This is a genomic window from Pectobacterium sp. S5 (genome assembly GCF_051707265.1).
Classification (GTDB): Bacteria; Pseudomonadota; Gammaproteobacteria; order Enterobacterales; family Enterobacteriaceae; genus Pectobacterium; species Pectobacterium polare.
The window spans coordinates 1-22,482 of the sequence record NZ_JAULSZ010000007.1 but is presented as its reverse complement, the minus strand read 5'-3'; the positions used below and the strand labels follow the sequence as shown (position 1 = coordinate 22,482).

The following is a 22,482-nucleotide window of genomic DNA, read 5'->3' as shown; positions in this document are numbered from 1 at the left end:
GGTTATGAAAGACAATCCGCTATGAAAGACTATCCGTTATGAAAGATAAGTATTAACGACAGACAAGCCCTGATGGGTTATGGTTAATAAAATACAATGCGTTACGATTCAATGATTCGCCTTGGCGACCGCGTGGCGAATTCGAGCTTTTTAGTGGGGAGATGTTAAATGGATGAGTTCAAGCCGGAAGATGAACTGAAGCCTGATACCAGTGACCGTCGACCTACTCGTCAGCAGAAAAGCAGCAATTTCGCGGTACCTAAGATCGCGCTTTCCAGACAGCACCTGATGATTGGCATCGGGATCGTGGTGCTGGTGTTGCTGATCGTGGGTATTGGATCGGCTTTGCAGGCACCTTCTCAGCCACAGACATCACAGACGCAGAATCAAGCGGGTGGTGAGCGAAATATCGATCTCTCTTCCTCGTCTGCAATGACCCAGAGCGCGCAGCCTTCCTCACCGAGTGAAAACCCTGCGGCCGTTTCCGGCGAGGCCAGTCATGGTCAAATGCCAGGGCAGGCGTCTTCTCAAACGCCGACGTCGCCTCAGACATTAAGTGCTCCACCGATTTCTGGTACGCCGACGGATGCACAGATTCAACCGCCAGTGGCAGGCCAGCAGCGTATTGAGCTGCCGGGCAATATCACCGATGCGCTGTCGCAACAGCAAGGGCGCGTTAGCGAATTCTCTCAGGGTGCGGCAGGAAACTCGACGCTGCCAACGGCGCCTGCGACGGTCGCCCCAACGGGGAAAACGCCTGCGGCGACATCCGCTAAAAATACGCACAATACGACGCCTGCACACGCTAGCAACGCTAAGCCTGCTGCGAACAGCGCGCCAAAAGCGCCAGTAGCAAGTAAACCTGCGGCTAACGCCAAAGCAGCGCCTGCGGCGGCCGGACAGAACGTCTCCGTACAGAATGCGCCTGCCAGCAGTTTTACGTTGCAATTGAGCAGCGCGTCACGCTCGGATACGCTGAAAGCCTACGCAAAACAACATAATCTCGCCCATTCGTGGGTGTATGAAACGAAACGAGACGGAAAATCCTGGTATGTGTTAGTGACCGGAGTCTATGCTTCTTCTGCGGAAGCGAAACAGGCGATTGCCGCGTTGCCCGCAGAGGTACAAGCGAAAAAACCATGGGTTAAGCCGATCCGCCAGGTGAAGCAGGACTTGAATAAGTAACACCAATTTTAGCCCTGATGTGCTGTCTGACACAGAGTACAATCCGCGGCTCTGAAACGTATGAGTAACTAACGACGGCATGAAGAAGAACCGCGCTTTTTTAAAATGGGCTGGTGGTAAATATCCGCTGGTAGAAGAAATTCGTCGCTATTTACCCGCAGGAGACTGTCTCATTGAGCCCTTTGTTGGCGCGGGTTCCGTATTTCTGAATACGGAATACGATCGCTACATACTGGCTGATATTAATAGCGACCTGATTAATCTCTACAATATCGTTAAATCGAATACAGATGAGTTTGTTGCCGACGCCCGTAAACTTTTTACGGATGAGGTCAACACGTCAGAGACGTTTTATCTGCTGCGTGAAGAATTTAACCTTTGCAGCGATGCCTATCGGCGCGCGCTGCTGTTTCTCTATTTGAATCGCCACTGCTATAACGGCCTGTGCCGTTACAACATGCGCGGTGAATTCAATGTTCCTTTCGGGCGCTACAAGAAGCCCTATTTTCCTGAAGAAGAAATTCGCTGGTTCGCTTTCAAAGCGAAAAATGCCACTTTCGTCTGTGAGCATTATCAGGACACGCTGGAAAAAGCAGAGAAGGGATCGGTCATTTATTGCGATCCGCCTTATGCGCCGCTGTCTGCGACCGCGAATTTTACGGCCTATCACACCAATAATTTCAGTCGTGCCGACCAGCAGAGTTTGGCGCAATTGGCACGCCGTTTGTCAGCAGAAAGCCAGATTCCGGTACTGATCTCCAATCATGACACGTTACTGACTCGTGAGTGGTATCAGGAAGCTGTGCTGTATGTTGTTAAAGCGCGCAGAACGATTAGCCGTAATATTTTAGGGCGTAGTAAAGTAAACGAGTTATTAGCCCTATATCGGTAATACCGTTTGGGGTACACAGAGCGCGGTGAATCGGTTAATGCCGTCTGAGAAGCGTCATTAGCCGGGAATAGGTTACCCGCAGGCATTCAGACTTTATCGTTTGGAGAAATGAATGAAACCGTTTTTAATCGCGCCGTCCATTCTGTCGGCTGATTTTGCCCGTCTTGGTGAAGATACCGCTAACGTATTGGCTGCCGGGGCTGATGTGGTCCATTTTGATGTCATGGATAACCACTATGTGCCAAATTTGACGATTGGTCCGCTGGTCCTGAAATCCCTGCGCGATTACGGCATTACCGCGCCGATTGACGTTCACCTGATGGTGAAACCGGTCGATCGTATCATCCCGGATTTCGCCAATGCGGGAGCCAGTTTCATTACCTTTCATCCCGAAGCTACGGATCATCTCGATCGTTCACTGCAACTGATCAAAGATCACGGCTGCAAAGCCGGGCTGGTGTTTAACCCGGCGACACCGCTGAGCTATCTCGATTACGTCATGGATAAGCTGGACATCATTCTGCTGATGTCGGTTAACCCTGGATTTGGCGGCCAGTCCTTTATTCCCAGCACGCTGGATAAACTGCGTCAGGTTCGTCGCTTGATCGACGACAGCGGTTATGACATTCGACTGGAAGTCGATGGCGGCGTAAAAGTAGAAAATATCGGCGCAATTGCTGAAGCGGGCGCAGATATGTTTGTGGCGGGATCGGCTATTTTTGGTCATCCAGATTACCGTGCCGTCATTGATCAAATGCGTAGTGAAATTTCAAGGACGACACATGACTGAATTAACCGCAGTTCGCGGATTAGCTTTTGATTTGGACGGGACATTGATTCACAGTGCTCCGGGTCTGGCGGCGGCTATCGATCAGGCCTTAGTGGCGCAGTCGTTGCCTGCTGCGGGCGAAGCTCGCGTCGCAACCTGGATCGGTAACGGTGCGGACGTGATGGTTGAACGGGCGCTGCGCTGGGCTGGCGTTGAGCCAACTGCCGCACGCTTGCAGGAAACCCGTGAGCGGTTCGATAGCTATTATGCGCAGACCGTGGATAGCGGCAGTACGCTGTTTCCACAGGTAAAAGAGACGCTGGCGCAGTTGGCGCAGCAGGGCGTTCCGATGGCGGTGGTGACCAATAAACCAACGCCGTTCGTTGCGCCGCTGCTGGCAGGATTAGGGATTGGCGACTATTTTTCGCTGATCATCGGTGGCGATGACGTCATTGTGAAAAAGCCGCATCCTGCGCCGCTCTATCTGGTGCTCGGTAAGCTGGGGCTGCGTGCCAGCGAACTCCTGTTCGTCGGCGATTCCCGCAATGATATTCAGGCGGCACAGGCGGCGAGCTGCCGCAGTGTCGGCATGACGTATGGTTATAACTATGGTGAAGCGATCGAGCTGAGTCAGCCGGATGTCGTTCTGGATCGTTTTGCCGATATTTTGCCCCTGATCGGGCATTCTTCTTCACACAATCAGGAACCCTTAGTATGAGCAAGCCCATTGTATTTAGCGGTGCGCAGCCGTCTGGTGAATTGACCATTGGTAACTACATGGGGGCGTTACGTCAGTGGGTCAACATGCAGGACGATTACGACTGCATCTATTGCATTGTGGATTTGCATGCCATCACGGTACGTCAGGATCCGCAGGCGCTGAGAAAAGCGACGCTGGATACGCTGGCGCTGTATCTGGCCTGTGGCATCGATCCGAAGAAGAGCACCATTTTTGTTCAGTCGCACGTGCCTGAGCACAGCCAACTGAGCTGGATACTGAACTGCTACGCGTATTTCGGCGAACTGAGCCGCATGACGCAGTTCAAGGATAAATCCGCACGTTATGAAGAGAACATCAACGCCGGTCTGTTTAGTTATCCGGTGCTGATGGCGGCGGATATCCTGTTGTACCAAACGAATCAGGTTCCCGTGGGTGAAGATCAGAAACAGCATTTGGAATTGAGCCGTGACGTCGGGCAGCGCTTCAACAGCCTGTATGGCGACATTTTCAAAGTGCCAGAACCGTTCATTCCGAAATCGGGTGCCCGCGTGATGTCGCTGCTGGAACCGACCAAGAAGATGTCCAAGTCTGACGATAACCGCAATAACGTTATCGGGCTGCTGGAAGATCCGAAAGCGGTGGTGAAGAAGATCAAACGCGCGATGACGGATTCCGATGAGCCGCCCGTCATTCGCTATGACGTGGCGAATAAAGCCGGGGTATCCAACCTGTTGGATATTCTGTCTGGCGTCACGGGAAAACCCATCCCTGAGCTGGAGCAGGAATTTAACGGCCAGATGTATGGTCACCTGAAAGGCGCGGTGGCGGATGCCGTATCCGGTATGCTGTCTGAGCTGCAAGAACGTTATCATCGCTACCGTAACGATGAGGCTTTCCTGCAACAGATCATGCGTGAAGGGGCTGATAAAGCGAGTGCTCGCGCACAGGAAACGCTGAAGAAAGTCTACGACGCTATCGGTTTTGTTACCCGCCCGTAAGGCTTAATTACCGTCAGGAGGCTCTCTCCTGACGGTGTCCTGCTACTGCTTACCTAATCCCTTCGAATCGGCCTCTTATCCCTGTGGGATAGGTGCAAACACGTCGTCTGGAATCGGGTTCTCAAACGGTGTCTGCTGCAATCTTTCCTGATGGTCGGCTTTCGCCTGTGCAATCAGTTCGGGCGTGGCCAGCAGATCGATAGCCAGTGAGGCCATTGCTTTCGCCGCGTATTCCGTGCCTTTGTGTGCGGCCCCGGTTTTCCCCTGTGCGACCAACTGCCATGAATGCGCTGGCGTGCCGATGGCGTAAGTGGCGCTGCGAATCTGCACGGTTGGCACAACCCAACTGACCGTTCCCACGTCGGTAGAGCCGATGAAGGCGTCATTCGGGCTATACAGCGGATAAATTCCGTCGTGCAGCGTTAAACCTGGCTGCGGTTTAACGCCGAAACGCGCGTAGGATTCGGCGATGTCTTCGGCGCTCAGCGCGGTCTGGAACATCGCAGCCATTTTGCGGTCTTCGTCATCGAACGGTATCGGGCCGAGCGCCAGCAGATGTTCGTGCATACGCGCTTCCAGCGGCGGGTTTGCCAACAGATTGGCATCACCGCTGATCACTTCGCTGCTGACTTCGGTTTCCGTCATCAGCGCCGCGCCTTCGGCAATTTTCTTCACGCGTTTGACCAACTGGTGCAGTTCCGGCAACTGACGTGCCCGTACGAGGTAACGCACGGTGGCGTTGGCCTGAACGACGTTCGGGGCGTGGCCGCCGCTGTCGGTAATCGCATAGTGGATACGGGCAGAGGACGGCATGTGCTCACGCATGTAGTTCACGCCAACGTTCATGAGCTCCACGGCATCCAGCGCGCTGCGTCCCAGATGTGGGCTGCTGGCGGCATGAGCCGCACGACCTTTAAAGTGAAAATTCAGTTCGTTACAGGCCAGCGATACTGGGCTGTTAACGCCGGTGAAAGTCGCCGGGTGCCAGCAGAGGGCGATATCAACGTCGTCAAAAACGCCTTCCTTGACCATAAAGCCTTTGGACGATCCGCCTTCTTCCGCAGGGCAGCCGTAAAAGCGGACGGTTCCAGCCAGTGCGTGCTTTTGCAGATAATCTTTCACTGCCGTCGCTGCCTGTAGCGCTGCGGTACCGAGCAGGTTATGTCCGCAGCCGTGGCCGTTGCCACCGTTTTCCAGCGGCTTCGGTTCAGCGACGTTCGCCTGCTGGCTCAGACCCGGCAGCGCATCGTATTCACCCAGAATGGCGATAATCGGCAGACCTTCGCCGAATTCTCCCAGCAGCGCGGTCGGCATGCTGGCGATGCCTTTCGTCAGACGGAAGCCTTCTGCTTTCAGGATGGCTTCGTGCTGTGCCGCCGAACGATGCTCTTCGTAGTTCAGCTCTGGCGTATCCCAGATGCCGTCGCTCAGCGTACAGAACTGCTGCCGCTTGGCGGCAATCAGATCGCAGATCTCTTCCACGGTCTGGCGATTGACGGTCGGCAGCGTTCCTTCATTGTGTGTTGCATTCATGCGTGGTGTGCTCGTTTGATTTCTTTGATGGCATTGGCGAGGAGCGTGTCACAACCAGTCAGCCATGACACGCGATTCAGCGATTGGGTAACGCTTAGAGCGGCGTGGTGTCCATGCCGAACCATTTTTCGCTCAGCTTTCTGATGGTACCGTCTTGTTTAGCCTGATCGATTGCCTTGTCGAACATGGCTTTCAGCTCAGGATCGCTTTTACGCAGGCCAACGGAAGAACCGCTGCCCAGAATGCCGCCGATGAACTGTGGTCCTGGCATCACGATGTTGTCATTGCCCGGTTTGTCCGTCGTGCTTTTCAGATAAGGCGCGGAAGCGATGACCAGATCCACACGGCCTGCTTTCAGATCCAGATCGTGTTCCTGCGTGGTTTTATATTCGCGTACTTTCATCACGCCTTTCATGTATTTATCCAAAAAGGCGCTGGCGATAGAGGCGGACTGCACGCCGATGGTTTTGCCTTCCAGCAGCGGTTTCAGCTTCTCAACTTCTGCCAGTGCTTTCGCTTCATCGGCGGGTTCAATGGAGAAACGCACGCCAGCGTCTGGGAAATCTTTGGCGAGTGAGCTGGATTTCAGCACGGCGAAAGTCTGCCCTGCCTGCGTGTACGGCTGGCTGAAATCGATCACTTCACGACGTTTTGCCGTGGCGGACATACCTGCGATGATCGCATCATATTTACCCGCGTTCAGCGCAGGAATCGCGCTGGCGAAGGGTTGAACCATGATCTCGCATTTCACCTGCATGTTGTTACACAGCACTTTGTACAGCTCGATCTCCATACCATCCAGAGTACCGTCTGGTTTGGTGAAGTTATACGGGTGGTAAGCGCCTTCGGTCGCGATGCGGACGGTCGTCCATTTTTTCTCTTCCGCTGAGGCGGTGAATGAGGCGGCCAGCGTGCCTGCCATACACAGCGAGCAAGCGAGCAGAGTGAGTTTTGATTTGATCATTGGTGTTCTCCCGGCGTGTTATATCGTTATATTTTGTTTATTTCCCACCACTGTAACGAGAGTGGTGAGATTGTGTTTACCAACTGGCAATAAATTGCCGGAAGCGAGCTGACTGGCTGGCAGTGAAAACTTGCTCCGGCGTTCCCTGTTCTTCAATTTCCCCCTGATGGAGGAAGACAATGCGGTTGGAGACTTCGCGGGCAAAATCCATTTCGTGGGTCACGACCAGCATGGTCATCCCTTCGTCCGCCAGCGTGCGCATGACGCGCAGCACTTCGCCGACCAGCTCTGGGTCGAGCGCGGAAGTCGGCTCATCAAACAGCATCACTTTCGGTTCCATCGCGAGCGCACGGGCAATTGCGGCACGCTGCTGCTGTCCACCGGACAAATGCGCGGGATAGTAGTGACGCTTATCCGCCAGACCGACTTTCTCTAACAGCTGCTCGGCGTGCTCCACGCACTCCGCCTGTGGACGCTTTAAGACGTGCACGGGCGCTTCGATGATGTTTTCCAGCACGGTCTTGTGTGACCAGAGGTTAAAATTCTGGAACACCATGCCCAACTGAGTACGAATTCTGTCGATCTGTTTGAGGTTCGACGGGCGGTTCTGCCCTTTGCGGTTCGGCTTCATTTCAATCGCTTCTCCGCCGACGATAATCTCGCCCTGATCGGGAAGCTCAAGCAGGTTGCTACAGCGCAGCAGCGTCGATTTACCGGAACCGGACGATCCCAGAATGGAGATGACTTCCCCCTGATTGGCCTCAATCGAAATCCCTTTCAGGACGTCCAGAGAGCCGAAGCTTTTATGGATGTTGCGCAGGCTAATGGCGGGTGTCGTCATTGCAAATCTCCCAATTTCTTAATTTTTTTCGCTGCCGGTTGCGCACCCGGCGCACGGAGATGAGGGGTAAGCGTAAATTCTGTCCACATCAGTAAACGTGTCAGAATAAGGTTAATAAACAGATAAATAGCACCGGCGACCAGGAACACTTCGAGCGCCCGGTAGGTTTCCGCGATGAGGCGTGCTGCGATTCCGGTGATTTCCATCAGCGTGATGATGGAAGCCAGCGAGGTCGATTTGACCATCGAGATTAGCTCGTTGCCGTACGCGGGGAGTGCCTGACGGATTGCCAGTGGAAAAACGATACGCTTGAAAATCATGAATGACGGCATGCCGCAGGCGCGTGCCGATTCAATCTGACCAACCGGAACGGACTGCAATCCGCCACGGATAATTTCACTGGCATAGGCACCGGTACACAGGCTGAGCGACAGCAGGGCGCACCAGTGTGGTTCCCGCAGGAATGGCCAAAGTATACTTTCCCGAACCCAGGTGAATTGCCCCAGCCCGTAGTAAATCAGGAACAGCTGAACCAGCAGCGGCGTACCGCGGAAAAACAGTACGTAGGTCCGGGCAATGGCGCGTATTACAGCAAAGGATGATAACTGCATCAATGCCAAGCCCAGCGCCAGAAAGAAGCCCAGAAAGACCGAGCTGACCGCCAGTTGCAGGGTTAACGGGATACCGGGAATAATCTCCAGAAACGTTTCGTACAGAAAAGGAAAATCCATCAGCGTTTCACACCCCGGGAATAATGAGACTCAGCACGGCGCATAATCCAGCCGGAACAGATTGAGATAACCAGATACAGCAGCGCGGCCGCCATGAAGAAATCAAACGGTTTGCCGGTAGAGCCTGCGCCAGTTTGCGCCTGCGTCAATAGTTCAGCGACGCCAGTAACGGAAACCAGCGCGGAGGTTTTCAACACCAGCTGCCACACGTTGCCGAGTGGCGGGATCGCGTGGCGCAGCAGGAGCGGTATGATGATGCGGCGCAGGCGCAGTAGCGTTGGCATACCGCAGGCTTTAGCAGCTTCAATTTCCCCTTTGGACACGGCGTAGAAGGCTCCGCGGTAGACTTCCGTCTGCTGCGCGCCGGAGGAAATGCCGACGGCGATTACCCCGGCGAGGAAGCCGGGAAAGCCAAAGAACTCATTGCTGCCAAACAGTTTGGCGAGCAGAGTTAAGGCAGAGCTGCCGCCGAAATACAGCAGGTAGATGATGAGTAGATCGGGGACGCCACGGATAAGCGTCGTGTAGCCATCGGCCAGATAGCGCACGGGGCGATTGCCGCAAATTTTGGACCAGGCACCGATCGTGCCGATAACCGCCCCCAGCAGGAAGCCGCCGATCGCCAGTGCGAGCGTCATTCCTGCCCCGATGAGTAATAATTTCCCCCAGCCCTGTTCACCAAAACTGATGAGCTGCCAGAAAGTAACGTCTTCCACAAGTGACTCCAAACTGCTTGCTTATTGTTCTGCTGAACAGAACTGTTTTTGTGATGAGAGGACTACATACTCCGTTCAGGAACGAGAGTAGAAATACGTCATGACGCGATGTATCACCTTTCGATATGGACTCATTCTATGAGGCACTAATTTCGATAACCCGCGTTTCGATAAACCATGTTTCGATAAACCACGATGGCTTGACGATGAAATCGGTTCGATAGGAACGATTCAGAGGTCGTGCCGCGAATCTATTAGAAAGCTAAGCAATAGTCGGGCCACGTTTTACGTAAACGATTATTGATTATTTATTCATATAGTCTGCTTATTAATGGGTTTTGTTTTAGTCAAAATAAGGCAGATGTGGCCTGCGGTAAAGCATTAAAGTGACATTTTGTAAGGGAGTATGTTCAAAATAGTGCATTATTATGCTATTTGGCGGGGCGTTGCATTATGATGGTGCAATAACCGCTATCCGGCAGAACGGATAGCGGGTGAGTAGGGCAGTAGGGAGAGGATTATGCTGTCTGGTCAGAGAACCAGCTCAATTTTTCCCGCAGCCCGACAACGTTGCCGATGATGATCAAACTCGGGCTGCTGGCCTTCTGTGCTAATTCGCCCAACTGGGAGAGCTGTCCACTCAGCACGCGCTGTTTGGTTGAGGTGCCGTTTTCGATAATCGCGACAGGCACGGTTTCCGGTAACCGCTGCTCGATGAGCTTACTTTGAATGTGCTCAGCTTGCTGAAGACCCATGTAAAACACCAGCGTTTGTTTTTCCGCAGCGAGGCTGGACCAATCCAGATTGGTGTCGTGCTTGACGTGTCCGGTGATCAGCCTGACGCCCTGTGAGTGGTCGCGATGGGTGAGCGGGATGCCGCTGTAGGCTGAACAGCCCGACGCGGCCGTAATACCGGGGACGACGGAGAACGGTATGCCCGCCTGTTGCAGGTGCTCCAGCTCTTCGGCACCACGGCCGAAGATAAAGGGATCACCGCCTTTCAGCCTGACAACCCGATGACCGGCGCGTGCCTTTTCTTCCAGCAACTGATTGATTTGATCCTGAGGAACGCTGTGATAGCCAGACTCTTTACCGACGAAGATTCGCTCGGCGTCGCGGCGTGACAGGTTGAGGATCTCTTTCGATACCAGTCGATCGTAAACGACGATGTCGGCCTGCTGGAGATGCTGTAGGCCTTTTAACGTCAGTAACCCTGCGTCGCCCGGCCCAGCGCCGACCAGTGTCACTTCGCCCCGGTCATCAAGCGGCGCGGAGAAAAGCAGTTCGGTCAGTTGGTTAACGCTCTGGCTATTGTCGTTTGCCAGCGCCTGCGCTAGCCGATCGTGTACGAAGAGCTTTTCCCAGAAGCGACGACGCGCGCTCATATTGCGGAATCGGCTTTTGACCCGACTGCGCAATTCACCTGCATATGTCGCCAGCTTACCGAGATTTTGCGGCAGAATACTTTCCAGTTTTTCCCGCAGTAGCCGAGCCAATACCGGTGCAGCGCCGCCAGAAGACACCGCGACCATCAGCGGTGAACGGTCGATGATCGACGGCATAATGAAGCTGGCGCGTTCTGGTGAATCCACCACGTTACAGAAAATCCGGCGCTCGCTGGCGCTGGCATAGACATGGTTATTGACGTCCTGATCGTCGGTAGCGGCAATCACCAGCCACACCGCGTCCAGTAACGTGGGATCGAAAGTGCCGTGTACCAGCGTTAATTGAGCATCCTGCTCCCACGCCCGAAATTGATCGTTAAAATCGAGCGCATTGACGGTAATCACTGCGCCAGCATCCAGCAATAGCCGGGCTTTGCGCTCGGCTATTTCACCTCCTCCTACCAATAGACAAGGTTTATCGTGCAACTGACAGAATATTGGTAGGTAATCCATGTAACGCCTCTTAAAAACTCAGGTTATTAGGGTAATGGTTGGCTATTATCAACCGCGATGTCACGGTCTGCGATGGATATTTGCACATTACCGTTTGTTACCTGAGTATCATAAGCTGCAACAGAATAGGCTCCATCCTCCAGACAGAAGCCATCATAAAGGCGGAAATGCTGTTTTTTCAATGGGCTTGCGACCCAAAGATCGTCCTGATGCTCGCCCACTATCCCGCGACTTAATACGCTAGCCTGCGCGAATGGGTCGATATTACTGATGGCGTAAACCTGCTCATCGTTACGTGGGCGGAACACGGCAACCTGTTGCTGCTCGACGAGGGCGCAAACGCCAGTGCCGGGCAGGATGTCGTCTAACTTACATACGGTCGTCCACTGGCTCATGCGTTTTCCTCCTCTAACTCAATCTGTTTCACCGGAATGCGCTCGGCAGGGCGCGCCGGACGGTGTTGTTGACGTTCACCCACCATCTGCACATTAGGGTCACGCTCTGGGCTGTTAATGAAGTGGGCAAAGCGTTTCTGTGCGTCTGGATCTTCCAGCGTCGCCTGCCATTCGCAGAGGTAACCTTCCCGCAGCCGTGCAATATCGGCTTCAAGCTGATCGTTAATGCTCAGTTTGTCTTTCACAATCACATTACGCAGATAGTCGATACCGCCTTCGAGATTATCCAGCCAGACTGACGTACGCTGGAGCTTATCGGCCGTGCGGATGTAGAACATCATGAAGCGGTCCAGATAGCGGACTACCGTTTCGCGGTCTAAGTCGGCTGCCAGCAGGTCGGCGTGGCGCGGCTTCATCCCACCGTTGCCGCATACATAGAGGTTCCAGCCTTTTTCGGTGGCGATAATCCCAACGTCTTTACCCTGTGCTTCTGCACATTCCCGCGTACAGCCGGAGACGCCAAATTTCATTTTGTGCGGTGTGCGGATGCCTTTGTAGCGGTTTTCCAGCTCGACGCCAAAGCCCACGCTGTCGCCGACGCCAAAGCGGCACCAGGTGCTGCCGACGCAGGTTTTTGCCATACGTAACGCCTTGGCATAAGCGTGGCCGGTTTCAAATCCGGCTTCGATGAGCTGAGCCCATACGTCAGGCAGGTCGCCTTTCTGTACACCGAATAGCGCCATGCGCTGAGAGCCGGTCATTTTGGTGTACAGGTTATATTGCTTCGCGATGCGACCAATGGCGATCAGGCCATCCGGCGTGATTTCCCCGCCTGCGGAACGTGGGATCACGGAGTAAGTGCCGTCTTTCTGGATATTGCCGAGGAAGTTATCGTTGGAATCCTGCAATGGCGTGTGCTGCGGTTTGAGCACGTACTCGTTCCAGCAGGACGCCAGCAGGGACGCGGCGGTTGGTTTACAGACCTCACAGCCGTAGCCTGAACCGTGTTTCTCCAGCAGTTGATCGAACGTTTTAATTTTTTCGATTTGGATCAGGTGGTACAGCTCCTGACGCGAATAGGCGAAGTGCTCACACAGGTGATTATTGACTTCGATCCCCTGCTTGCTGAGTTCTGAATTTAACACCTGCGTAAGCAGCGGGATACAGCCGCCGCAGCCCGTACCGGCTTTGGTGGTTTCCTTAAGCGCCGCGACAGTGTGACAGCCGCCGTTAATCGCTTTGATGATGTCGCCTTTGGACACATCGAAGCAGGAGCAGATTTGCGCACTTTCCGGCAGAGCATCGACACCCAGCGTCGGTTTCGCACTGCCAGCGGACGCAGGAAGAATCAGCGCTTCAGGAGAATCCGGCAGCGGGATTTTGTTCAGCATGAATTGCAGCAGGTTGCCGTAATCCCGCGTGTCGCCGACCAGTACGGCACCGAGCAGCGTTTTATTATCGGCGCTGACGATCAGACGTTTGTAGGTTTCTTTATTTTCATCCAGCCACATGTAGCTGCGAGAGCCCGGCGTATGGCCGTGTGCGTCGCCAATCCCGCCGACATCGACGCCCATCAGCTTGAGCTTGGCGCTCATGTCGGCACCTTGGAAGCGGTTTTCATGTCCTAACAGGTGATCGACGGCAACCTGTGCCATCTTGTAGCCGGGTGCGACCAGACCAAATGGTCGGCCATGCCAGGCGGCACATTCGCCGATAGCGTAGACGTCCGGGTCGGAGGTCTGGCACCAGTCGTTAATCGCGATACCGCCGCGTGGGCCGATTTCCAGCGCACACTGACGCGCCAGTTTGTCCTGTGCGCGGATACCGGTCGAGAACACGATGAAGTCGACTTCCAGCGTGCTGCCGTCGGCAAACACCATCGTCTTGCGGTTTTCCAGACCGGAATGCTGAATGGCCTGCGTATTCTTGCTGGTGTGCACACGCACACCCATGTTTTCAATCTTGCGTTGCAGCAGGGCGCCGCCCTGTGCATCCAGCTGTTCGGCCATGAGCACCGGGGCGAACTCAATGACGTGCGTTTCCACGCCAAGGTGTTTCAGCGCGCCAGCCGCTTCCAGACCTAATAGACCCCCGCCGATCACCGCGCCGCGTTTGCTACGGCGTGCGCAGTTTTCGATGGCGTTCAGATCTTCAATGGTGCGGTAGACGAAACAGTCTTGCCCGTTTGATCCTTTGATTGACGGGATCCACGGATAGGAGCCGGTTGCCATGATTAACTTGTCGTAATACACGGTACGGCCGGAATTGGAGTGAATGGCTTTTTCACTGCGGTTGATGGTGATGGCGCGTTCACCGAGCAGGACTTTAACGCCATTTTTTTCGTAGTAGCCTTCGCGTACTAAAGAGAGCTCTTCTACCGTGTGGTGCGCGAAGTAAGAAGAGAGGTGGACACGATCGTAGGCGACGCGGGGTTCTTCACAAAAAACGGTAATATCGTAGGTGGATGTCGGGGCCTTATCCAGCAACTCTTCGATAAAACGGTGGCCAACCATCCCGTTACCGATAACAGCGAGTCTGACTTTGTTCATTTTTGCCTCAAAATTGCTTCTTCTGAGGTTACCTTATCGCTCCACACTGGGCGCTTATTGATGTACATCAAATAGTCTTTTATATACTACTTTATGAGTATGTTGATGATTTTACTTATTTTTTCTTAAGCCTTGGTTTTTGTTGGGGTTTTAGCGATTAGCAAAAATGAGACCTATAGCACGCTTTTGGTCAGAAGCCGACTGATTAGCGGCCAATCCGCTATCAGAGTAATCGTTCCCCTCGTCAATCATTCACGTTCCTGAGCGCTTAAAAATAAAACTAAGGGATTATCCATTTGTTTAATAAGGATATGAAATGTTCTGGTGATAATGCTCACAAGGTTGTGTGCAATTGCACAGTTATCGGCGACATAATTTCGTCATATGGAAGAAATTGCCTAATGACTAACGGCGTCGCAACCTTAATAATTGAAAATAAAACAGCATTTTTTTTTAATTAGCACGCTATTTCTTTTTCTGTGACGTTGATCGACTTATGAGGCTGTACCAGAAAAATAGCGATGTTTTTTATCGACAGGACCAACACAGTTAGTGAAGTTATTCTTTAATTATTTATGTGGCTTACATTCGTCATCGTGTACATGAGTTGTGTTAAACATCAAGGCAGGTAACAACGTGAAAATAGAATCAATTGATGTCACCGTCTTCACTTATCCCACACGCCGGGTTTCCGACAGTGCGGGTCATTCACACCCGGGACCTGAAAATCAGGCTAAGATGGCGCTGTTAACCATCACGGCAGATGATGGGCAAAAAGGCTACGCTTTCGCTCCGCCGGAAGTGATTCGTCCTCATATCGTTAATGCTTTCTTCCGCAAAGTGCTGATCGGGCAAAACCCGTTTGACCGTGAGCGCCTGTGGCAGGATCTGGTGCACTGGCAACGCGGTAGCGCTAACCAGCTGACCGACCGCGCGCTGTCGATTGTGGAATCCGCACTGTGGGATCTGCAAGGTCGCGTGCTGAATATGCCGGTGCATAAACTGCTCGGCGGCTATCGTGAAAAAGTCCCTGCTTACGGCAGCACCATGTGTGGTGATGAGCTGGAAGGCGGTTTATCTACACCGGATGAGTTTGGTCAGTTTGCAGAAAAACTGGTGCAGCGCGGCTATAAAGCCATCAAGTTGCATACCTGGATGCCGCCGGTGTCATTCGCGCCTAGCCCGAAGATTGACGTACAAGCCTGTGCGGCAGTACGTGAAGCAGTCGGCCCAGACATCTGTCTGATGCTGGATGGTTACCACTGGTACAGCCGTAGCGATGCGCTGTACATCGGCCGTGAACTGCAAAAGCTCGATTTCACCTGGTTTGAAGAGCCGATGGAAGAACAGAGCATGGCGTCCTACAGCTGGCTGACCAAGAGCCTGGATATCGATGTTATCGGGCCGGAAAGTCTGTCAGGCAAATACTTCAGCCGTGCTGACTGGGTTAAAGAAGGTGCATGCGACATTTTACGTGCGGGCGTGCAAGGCGTGGGCGGTCTCTGGCCGTGTATGAAAGTCGCGAGCCTGGCGGAATCCTTCGGTATGGACTGCGAAATTCACGGTAACGGTGCACCAAACCTCAACGTCGTGGGTGCTATCAAAAACTGCCGCTGGTATGAGCGCGGGCTGCTGCATCCTTTCCTCGATTACGACGAACCTGCTGCTTATCTGAATTCGATTGTCGATCCAATGGACGACGAGGGCTTTGTGCATCTGCCGCAACGTCCAGGGCTGGGAGAAGATATTAATTTTGACTGGATTGAGGAGCATACCCTAAGTAAAGAATAACGTTTTGTTCTAATGGTTTTTTGTTCTACCTGAAAGATAGCCTTACCTAAAAAATAAAAAGTTGTCGTCTTCCATGCTCCCACACCTTGGAGAATAATGATGAAAGCACGAGCAATACTCCGTACCCTGCTGTTAGGTTCACTCTGCATGGCCGCCACGCCGGCCATTCTATCGGCAAAAACCCCTGACGATCAGCTGATCGTGGGGATGAACATGAACAACATGCTCTCACTCGATCCGGCCGCCATGACCGGTAACGAAGTGGTGGGCATTATCGTCAACCTCTATGACTCGCTGGTGGTGCTGGATCCCGCCAACCTGAGTAACATCCAGCCTTCTCTGGCGAAAAGCTGGAGCGTCAGTGATGATGGGAACGTCATTACCTTCAATCTGGTGGATAACGCCAAATTCCATTCCGGTAACCCCGTAACGGCGCAAGACTTCGCCTGGTCGATGAAGCGTCTGCTTAACCTCAACATGGCACAGGCCACGACGTGGAAATCCTACGGCTTCACCGCGGAAAACGTGGAGAAAATGATCCGCGCCAAAGATGCTCACACCGTTGAAATCGAACTGCCAAAACCGAACGATCCAAAACTGGTGCTCTACTCGCTGGCAACGCTGGGTAGTGGCTCGGTGCTGGACAGTAAAACGGTGATGCAGCATGAGAAAAACGGCGACTGGGGTAACGGTTGGCTGACCACGAACGAAGCCGGTTCCGGCCCGTTCAAGCTGGACGTGTGGCAGGCGAAAGACGTGCTGCGTATCAGCAAGGTTGAGAACAACTGGCAGGGCGATGCGAAAATGCGCCGCGTGATTTTCCGTCACATGACTGAATCACAGGCGCTGCGCCTGATGATTGAAAAAGGCGATATTGACGTTGCCTCTGGCATGTCGGTGCCGGATATCAATGCATTAAAACAAGATAAAGACGTTGTAGTTGATGAGGTGAAAAAAGGCACGCTGTACTACGTTGCAATGAGCCTGAAAAACGAATACTTCGCTAAACCGAAAGTGCGCGAAGCGGTTCGTTACCTGATTGATTACGATGGCGTCAATAAGACGGTAATGCCTGGCTATGGTTTCTATCATCAGCGCCCTATCCAGAAAGGGATGGATGCGACGTTGCCGGATCCTGGCTACAAGCTGGACGTGCCACGCGCCAAGGCACTGCTGGCTGAAGCGGGCTACCCGAATGGATTTGAAACCACGCTGCGTGTCTTGTCCGATCAGCCGTTCCTGAATCTGGCGACGTCGGTACAGTCCACGCTGGCACAGGCGGGCATCAAAGCCAAAATCATCTCCGGCACCGGTAATCAGGTTTACGGCGCAATGCGCGATCGTAACTTCGATATGCTGGTTGGCCGCGGCGGTGGCGGCGTCGATCCGCATCCTCACTCCAGCCTGCGTTCTGTTGTCTATAACCCGGATAACAGCGACGAAGCCAAACTGACCAACTTCCAGGGCTGGCGCACGTCTTTCTACGACAAGCCTCTGAACGACATGATCGATCAGGCGCTGTTGGAGAAAGACCCTCAGAAACAGAAGCAGATGTATATCAACGTACAGAATCGCTATGAAGAACTGTTCCCGGCCATCATTCCGGTGTCGCAGATGATCGATTCTGTGGTGTTGCGTAAGGACGTGAAAGGCTATGTGCCGCATCCGTCTTCTACGACGCATCTGCGTGAGGTGTATAAGCAGCGCTAGTGTCCACACGTTAAACCGGATGATTAGCCGATACGTTCCCGGCTAATCATCCCGATCAGATACGTTAAAAAGAGATGACCGCGTGAGTGGTGGTTTGCTGTCGCCGCTCACCGGGATATCAGGAGAAAGAACATGGTTTTCTCTGATTGGATCAAGCCGGGTGGAGTACTGCGTCGTTTGGCAAAACGTCTGTTTCAGGTCGTCGTTACGCTGTTCGGGTTATTAATCCTGACCTTCGTGATCGGCCGCGTGATGCCAATCGATCCAGTCCTGGCTATTGTCGGACAGGACGCCGACCAAAGTACCTATCAACAGGTTTACCAACAGCTGGGGTTGGATAAGCCGCTGTATGTGCAGTTCTTTATTTACTTCAATTCTCTGATGCATGGGGATTTGGGCAATGCCCTCCTGACCGGGCGACCGGTAATGGATGACATTATCCGCGTTTTCCCTGCCACCATCGAACTTGCCACCATGGCGATTATTGTCGGTGCGGGTCTGGGCATACCACTCGGCGTGCTGGCTGCGGCGCGACGCGGCAAGTGGGCGGATTATGTGGTGCGTTTTATCAGTCTGGCCGGTTATTCCACGCCAATATTCTGGGTCGGGATGATGGGGCTGCTGGTGTTCTATGCCTGGCTGAACTGGGTTGGCGGTGCCGGACGGGTTGATATGGCCTACGACGGCCTGGTGGAGAACCGTACCGGTCTGCTGCTGGTGGATTCACTACTGGCAGGCGAGTGGGATGTATTCCGCAGCGCGCTGAACCATCTGGTGTTGCCAGCCACGATTCTTGGTTTCCACTCGCTGGCTTATATCAGCCGTATGACGCGTAGCTTCATGCTGGCGCAGCTTTCGCAGGAATACATCATTACCGCGCGAGTGAAAGGGCTGTCTGAGTTCCGCGTTGTCTGGGCGCACGCGTTTCGCAATATTCTGGTTCAGCTTCTGACGGTGGTGGCGCTGGCGTATGGCTCGCTGCTGGAAGGGGCGGTACTGATCGAAACGGTCTTCTCATGGCCTGGCTTTGGCTCTTATCTGACAGGCAGCCTGCTGCTGGGGGATATGAACGCGGTTATGGGATGTGTGCTGCTAGTCGGGTTGATCTTCGTGACGCTTAACCTGCTGTCGGACATGTTGTATCAAATCTTTGATCCGAGGACGAACGCATGAATATTTCCTCTGAGCCGCCGGTCAGCCGTGAATCGGTAATGCGGACACCGCCGGAAAAACGTGTGAGCCGCCTGCGGCTACGCGGTGCGCGAATCGGCGGGTTTCTCTTGACGATGATGCGCAATCCGCTGACCGCGATTGGTTCTGCGATTGTGCTGGTTTTGATTCTGGTCGCTATTTTCGCCCCGTGGATCGCCACGCACGATCCGCTGGTACAGGATTTGGCTAACGCGCTACAGGCCCCGAGTGCGGCGCATTACTTTGGCACCGATGAGTTTGGGCGCGATGTGTTTAGTCGTCTGGTCTATGGTTCACGCATCACGCTGTATATCGTTGCGCTGGTGTCGGTAACCGTGGGGCCCATCGGGCTGGCGCTGGGCGTGGTGGCCGGGTATTACGGCGGTATCGTCGATACCATCCTGATGCGTATCACCGATATCTTCATTTCGTTCCCTAGTCTGGTGTTGGCGCTGGCGTTCGTTGCGGCGCTTGGTCCGGGTCTGGAGCATGTGGTGATTGCGATTACGCTGACGGCCTGGCCGCCGATTGCCCGTCTGGCAAGGGCGGAGACGCTGTCGCTGCGTCACGCGGACTTTGTGTCTGCCGTGAAGCTGCAAGGCGCATCCTCTATCCGCATCCTGCTGCACCACATTGTGCCGCTGTGTCTGCCGTCGGTGATTATTCGTATCACCATGAATATGGCGGGCATCATTCTGACAGCGGCGGGTCTGGGCTTTCTGGGGTTGGGGGCACAGCCGCCCGATCCTGAATGGGGCGCGATGATCTCTGCGGGTCGTCGTTACATGATGGAGTGCTGGTGGTTAGTAACTATTCCGGGGCTGGCGATTTTGATTAACAGCCTGGCGTTCAACTTCCTTGGAGACGGCCTACGTGACATCCTCGATCCCAGAACTGAATAAGTCTTCTCAACCTGCGCCGGGAAGCTCGCCCCTGATGGAAGTGGAAAATCTGCGGGTAAGCTTCGTGAATCGTGGTGCTGTGACGGATGCCGTGCGCGGCGTCTCCTTCACGCTGGGCTGTGAAAAGCTGGCCATTGTCGGCGAATCCGGCTCCGGTAAATCGACGGTCGGCCGTGCGCTGCTGCAACTACATCCGCACAGCGCGCGGATTACGGCAGACAAACTGCGCTTCGGCGATACCGACCTGCTGAAAGCGGATGAGGCGCGGATGCGTCAGATCCGTGGCAAGCGCATTTCCATGATTATGCAGGACCCTAAATATTCGCTGAACCCAGTGGTATGCGTTGGCGATCAGATTGCCGAAGCCTATCTGGCACACCACCGGGTGTCGCACCGCGAGGCAAAGGCAAAGGTCATGGCGATGCTGGACGTGGTGCGTATTCGTCAGCCAGAGCGCGTATACAATCTGTACCCTCATGAGATCTCGGGCGGGCAGGGGCAGCGCATCATGATTGCGATGATGCTGATTACTGAACCCGAAATCGTGATTGCCGATGAACCGACCTCCGCGCTGGATGTGTCCGTACGTCTGCAGGTGCTGGCAATGCTGGACGATCTGGTCAGCGAGCGCGGTCTGGGGCTGATTTTCATCAGCCACGACATCAATCTGGTACGCAGCTTCTGCGATCGGGTGTTGGTGATGTATGCCGGACGCGTCGTGGAATCCATTGCCGCCGCCGATCTGGACAACGCGCAGCATCCGTACACGCGTGGGTTGCTGAATTCGCTGCCGGATATCGACCATCGACGCCCGCGTTTGCCGGTGATGAATCGCGATCCAGCCTGGATCAATGGATAAAGGGGATAATCATGGCAACTGAAGCAATGAGTCAGCGTAAGCCGATGATCGAAGTGAATAACCTGAATCTCTCTTTTGGGCAGGGCAGCACGGCGAATCAGGTATTGTACGATGTGAACCTCACTGTTAACGATGGCGATATCTTTGGTCTGGTAGGGGAATCGGGTTCCGGTAAAACCACCGTGCTGAAGTGTCTGGCCGGGCTGTTTAATCACTGGGAAGGCACGCTGCATATTGATGGGAAGAAACTGGCACACCGAATCGATCAGGCGCGCTGTCGTCGGGTGCAGATGGTGTTTCAGGATCCGTACGGATCGCTGCATCCTCGTCATACCGTGGAGTCGATTCTGGAAGAGCCGCTGTCGATCCACCGCTTTGACGATCGTGACGATCGTATCGATACCTTGCTGGAGAAAGTGGGGCTGGGAACGCACTTCCGCCGCCGTTATCCGCACCAGCTTTCGGGGGGGCAGCGTCAGCGTGTGGCGATTGCCCGAGCGCTGATTCTGGAGCCGAGAGTTCTGCTGCTGGATGAGCCGACGTCGGCGCTGGATGTGTCGGTGCAGGCGGAAATTCTCAATCTGCTAACGGAGTTGCAGCAGCAGGAAAAGCTGACTTACCTGATGGTGACGCATGACTTGGGCGTGATTTCCCACCTGTGTCATAAAGTGGCGGTGATGCAATACGGTAAAATACTGGAAACGTTGGAAACCGATGACCTGACCAGCGATATGCCGAAGGACGCTTATACCTCCATGCTGGTGGACGCCAGCCGTCAGTACAGCCGCGATCTGGCGGTGCGTTCGGAGCGCATGGGCTAGCTATTTATAGACTAAGTACGTATGGACTAAGTAAATATGGACTAGGTGCGTTGCGCGATAATTATTATGAGGGCCGAGCAATCGGCCCTTTTTTTATCTTACGCACAGGTTTTCGCTCACAGTTGGTTACGAACAGACTTTTATACGTAAAAAAAGGTAAATGGGTAGCGTTGAAGAGTGCGGATACTTACAATCATTACGCTTTCTGTAGTCGGCCTCTTCAAAAAGGAATTCTCATGTTCAAACGTACTCTGGTTGCTGCGGCAGCCCTTATTTCACTGACGGCATTTTCTCCCGCTTTTGCGGCTTCCGACGCCACTACGCGTGTGCTGTTGACGACGTCTGCGGGCAATATCGAACTGTCTTTAGATAATCAAAAGGCACCGGTTTCGGTAAAAAATTTCGTCGAGTACGTTAACAACGGTTTTTATAACGGGACGACATTTCACCGTGTGATCCCTGGCTTTATGGTGCAGGGCGGCGGCTTTTCTGGCGAAATGAGCCAAAAAGCGACGAACGCACCGATTAAGAATGAAGCCGATAATGGTTTACGTAACCAGCGCGGCACGATCGCGATGGCGCGCACGTCTGATAAAGACAGTGCAACCAGCCAGTTCTTTATCAACATCGCGGACAATGCGTTCCTCGATCACGGCCAGCGTGATTTTGGCTACGCCGTGTTCGGTAAAGTCGTGAAGGGCATGGACGTCGTGGATAAGATCTCTCAGGTGCCAACGAAGAATGTCGGGCCTTACCAGAATGTGCCGACCGCACCCATCGTGATTCAGTCTGCGAAAGTGCTGCCCTGATTGACGAGATAGATAAGTAAAGAACCGAGAATACGAAAAAGGCCACTGATGTGCTGACGGTTCCCCATAAATAAAGACAGGCATAGAAGGTTGTGATCTACTTAGTGTTCCACCAAAAAGTAAGGTCACGCCTCTATGCCTGCTTCACAAGTTTGCCATAAATTTTTTAGCCAGTCCCTGAACTCACTTCATCAGTACCGTACCGTA

Annotated in this window: 20 protein-coding genes; 12 read left to right on the top strand and 8 right to left on the bottom strand. The window is 53.7% G+C overall.

What is annotated here, in order from left to right; translation table 11 throughout:
• Window positions 1–168 precede the first annotated feature (168 nt).
• From QWJ20_RS19690 to trpS, 5 genes are all read left to right on the top strand, one after another.
• Complete coding sequence (locus QWJ20_RS19690) at window positions 169–1,185, top strand: SPOR domain-containing protein (RefSeq protein WP_433993286.1); 1,017 nt, start codon at window positions 169–171, stop codon at window positions 1,183–1,185.
• Window positions 1,186–1,264: 79 nt separating this feature from the next.
• Entirely contained in the window at window positions 1,265–2,077 is an 813-nt protein-coding gene (gene dam / locus QWJ20_RS19685; protein WP_039484628.1) for an adenine-specific DNA-methyltransferase, read from the top strand.
• A gap of 112 nt (window positions 2,078–2,189) precedes the next feature.
• Window positions 2,190–2,867, top strand: coding sequence for a ribulose-phosphate 3-epimerase (rpe, locus tag QWJ20_RS19680; protein ID WP_010297113.1), 678 nt, complete (start codon window positions 2,190–2,192; stop codon window positions 2,865–2,867).
• A complete protein-coding gene (locus QWJ20_RS19675; protein WP_039484623.1) occupies window positions 2,860–3,564 on the top strand; it encodes a phosphoglycolate phosphatase in 705 nt (234 codons plus the stop codon). Before rpe ends, QWJ20_RS19675 begins: the two co-directional genes overlap by 8 nt.
• Window positions 3,561–4,565 carry a tryptophan--tRNA ligase gene (gene trpS / locus QWJ20_RS19670; protein ID WP_095993025.1) on the top strand — a complete coding sequence of 335 codons (1,005 nt, stop codon included), beginning with the start codon at window positions 3,561–3,563 and terminating at the stop codon, window positions 4,563–4,565. Before QWJ20_RS19675 ends, trpS begins: the two co-directional genes overlap by 4 nt.
• Before the next feature lie 75 nt (window positions 4,566–4,640).
• Here trpS and QWJ20_RS19665 read toward each other — a convergent pair whose 3' ends face one another.
• The 8 genes from QWJ20_RS19665 to nirB form a co-directional block, all read right to left on the bottom strand.
• The gene (locus QWJ20_RS19665) at window positions 4,641–6,098 is read right to left on the bottom strand and encodes a M20 family metallopeptidase (protein ID WP_433993285.1); all 1,458 of its coding nucleotides are present in this window, start codon (window positions 6,096–6,098) and stop codon (window positions 4,641–4,643) included.
• 94 nt (window positions 6,099–6,192) lie between these two features.
• Window positions 6,193–7,062, bottom strand: coding sequence for a transporter substrate-binding domain-containing protein (locus tag QWJ20_RS19660; RefSeq protein ID WP_014701663.1), 870 nt, complete (start codon window positions 7,060–7,062; stop codon window positions 6,193–6,195).
• A 76-nt stretch (window positions 7,063–7,138) separates the two neighbouring features.
• A complete protein-coding gene (locus tag QWJ20_RS19655; protein WP_095993023.1) occupies window positions 7,139–7,903 on the bottom strand; it encodes an ABC transporter ATP-binding protein in 765 nt (254 codons plus the stop codon).
• On the bottom strand, window positions 7,900–8,634 hold the full coding sequence (locus QWJ20_RS19650; protein ID WP_224073018.1) for an ABC transporter permease: 735 nt from the start codon (window positions 8,632–8,634) through the stop codon (window positions 7,900–7,902). Before QWJ20_RS19650 ends, QWJ20_RS19655 begins: the two co-directional genes overlap by 4 nt.
• Window positions 8,634–9,350 carry an ABC transporter permease gene (locus QWJ20_RS19645; RefSeq protein ID WP_039484611.1) on the bottom strand — a complete coding sequence of 239 codons (717 nt, stop codon included), beginning with the start codon at window positions 9,348–9,350 and terminating at the stop codon, window positions 8,634–8,636. Before QWJ20_RS19645 ends, QWJ20_RS19650 begins: the two co-directional genes overlap by 1 nt.
• A 518-nt stretch (window positions 9,351–9,868) precedes the next feature.
• The gene (cysG, locus tag QWJ20_RS19640) at window positions 9,869–11,248 is read right to left on the bottom strand and encodes a siroheme synthase CysG (RefSeq protein ID WP_433993284.1); all 1,380 of its coding nucleotides are present in this window, start codon (window positions 11,246–11,248) and stop codon (window positions 9,869–9,871) included.
• A 26-nt stretch (window positions 11,249–11,274) separates the two neighbouring features.
• Entirely contained in the window at window positions 11,275–11,643 is a 369-nt protein-coding gene (nirD, locus tag QWJ20_RS19635; RefSeq protein WP_039484605.1) for a nitrite reductase small subunit NirD, read from the bottom strand.
• On the bottom strand, window positions 11,640–14,192 hold the full coding sequence (gene nirB, locus QWJ20_RS19630) for a nitrite reductase large subunit NirB (RefSeq protein ID WP_224073020.1): 2,553 nt from the start codon (window positions 14,190–14,192) through the stop codon (window positions 11,640–11,642). Before nirB ends, nirD begins: the two co-directional genes overlap by 4 nt.
• Window positions 14,193–14,828: 636 nt before the next feature.
• Here nirB and QWJ20_RS19625 point away from each other — a divergent pair.
• The 7 genes from QWJ20_RS19625 to ppiA all read left to right on the top strand — a co-directional run bounded on the left by QWJ20_RS19625 (window position 14,829) and on the right by ppiA (window position 22,275).
• Complete coding sequence (locus tag QWJ20_RS19625) at window positions 14,829–15,983, top strand: mandelate racemase family protein (RefSeq protein ID WP_095701978.1); 1,155 nt, start codon at window positions 14,829–14,831, stop codon at window positions 15,981–15,983.
• Window positions 15,984–16,082: 99 nt separating this feature from the next.
• Window positions 16,083–17,693, top strand: coding sequence for an ABC transporter substrate-binding protein (locus tag QWJ20_RS19620; RefSeq protein ID WP_039484600.1), 1,611 nt, complete (start codon window positions 16,083–16,085; stop codon window positions 17,691–17,693).
• A 132-nt stretch (window positions 17,694–17,825) separates the two neighbouring features.
• Entirely contained in the window at window positions 17,826–18,866 is a 1,041-nt protein-coding gene (locus QWJ20_RS19615; RefSeq protein WP_039484597.1) for an ABC transporter permease, read from the top strand.
• Between the two features lie 38 nt (window positions 18,867–18,904).
• The gene (locus tag QWJ20_RS19610; protein WP_095701977.1) at window positions 18,905–19,786 is read left to right on the top strand and encodes an ABC transporter permease; all 882 of its coding nucleotides are present in this window, start codon (window positions 18,905–18,907) and stop codon (window positions 19,784–19,786) included.
• Window positions 19,758–20,645: an ABC transporter ATP-binding protein gene (locus QWJ20_RS19605; protein ID WP_080728066.1), complete on the top strand. Its 888-nt coding sequence runs from the start codon at window positions 19,758–19,760 to the stop codon at window positions 20,643–20,645. Before QWJ20_RS19610 ends, QWJ20_RS19605 begins: the two co-directional genes overlap by 29 nt.
• Before the next feature lie 44 nt (window positions 20,646–20,689).
• Window positions 20,690–21,466 (top strand): ABC transporter ATP-binding protein, encoded by a 777-nt coding sequence (locus QWJ20_RS19600; protein ID WP_170310727.1) that lies wholly within the window; start codon window positions 20,690–20,692, stop codon window positions 21,464–21,466.
• A 236-nt stretch (window positions 21,467–21,702) separates the two neighbouring features.
• The gene (ppiA, locus tag QWJ20_RS19595) at window positions 21,703–22,275 is read left to right on the top strand and encodes a peptidylprolyl isomerase A (RefSeq protein ID WP_039484588.1); all 573 of its coding nucleotides are present in this window, start codon (window positions 21,703–21,705) and stop codon (window positions 22,273–22,275) included.
• The last annotated feature ends 207 nt before the right edge of the window (window positions 22,276–22,482 follow it).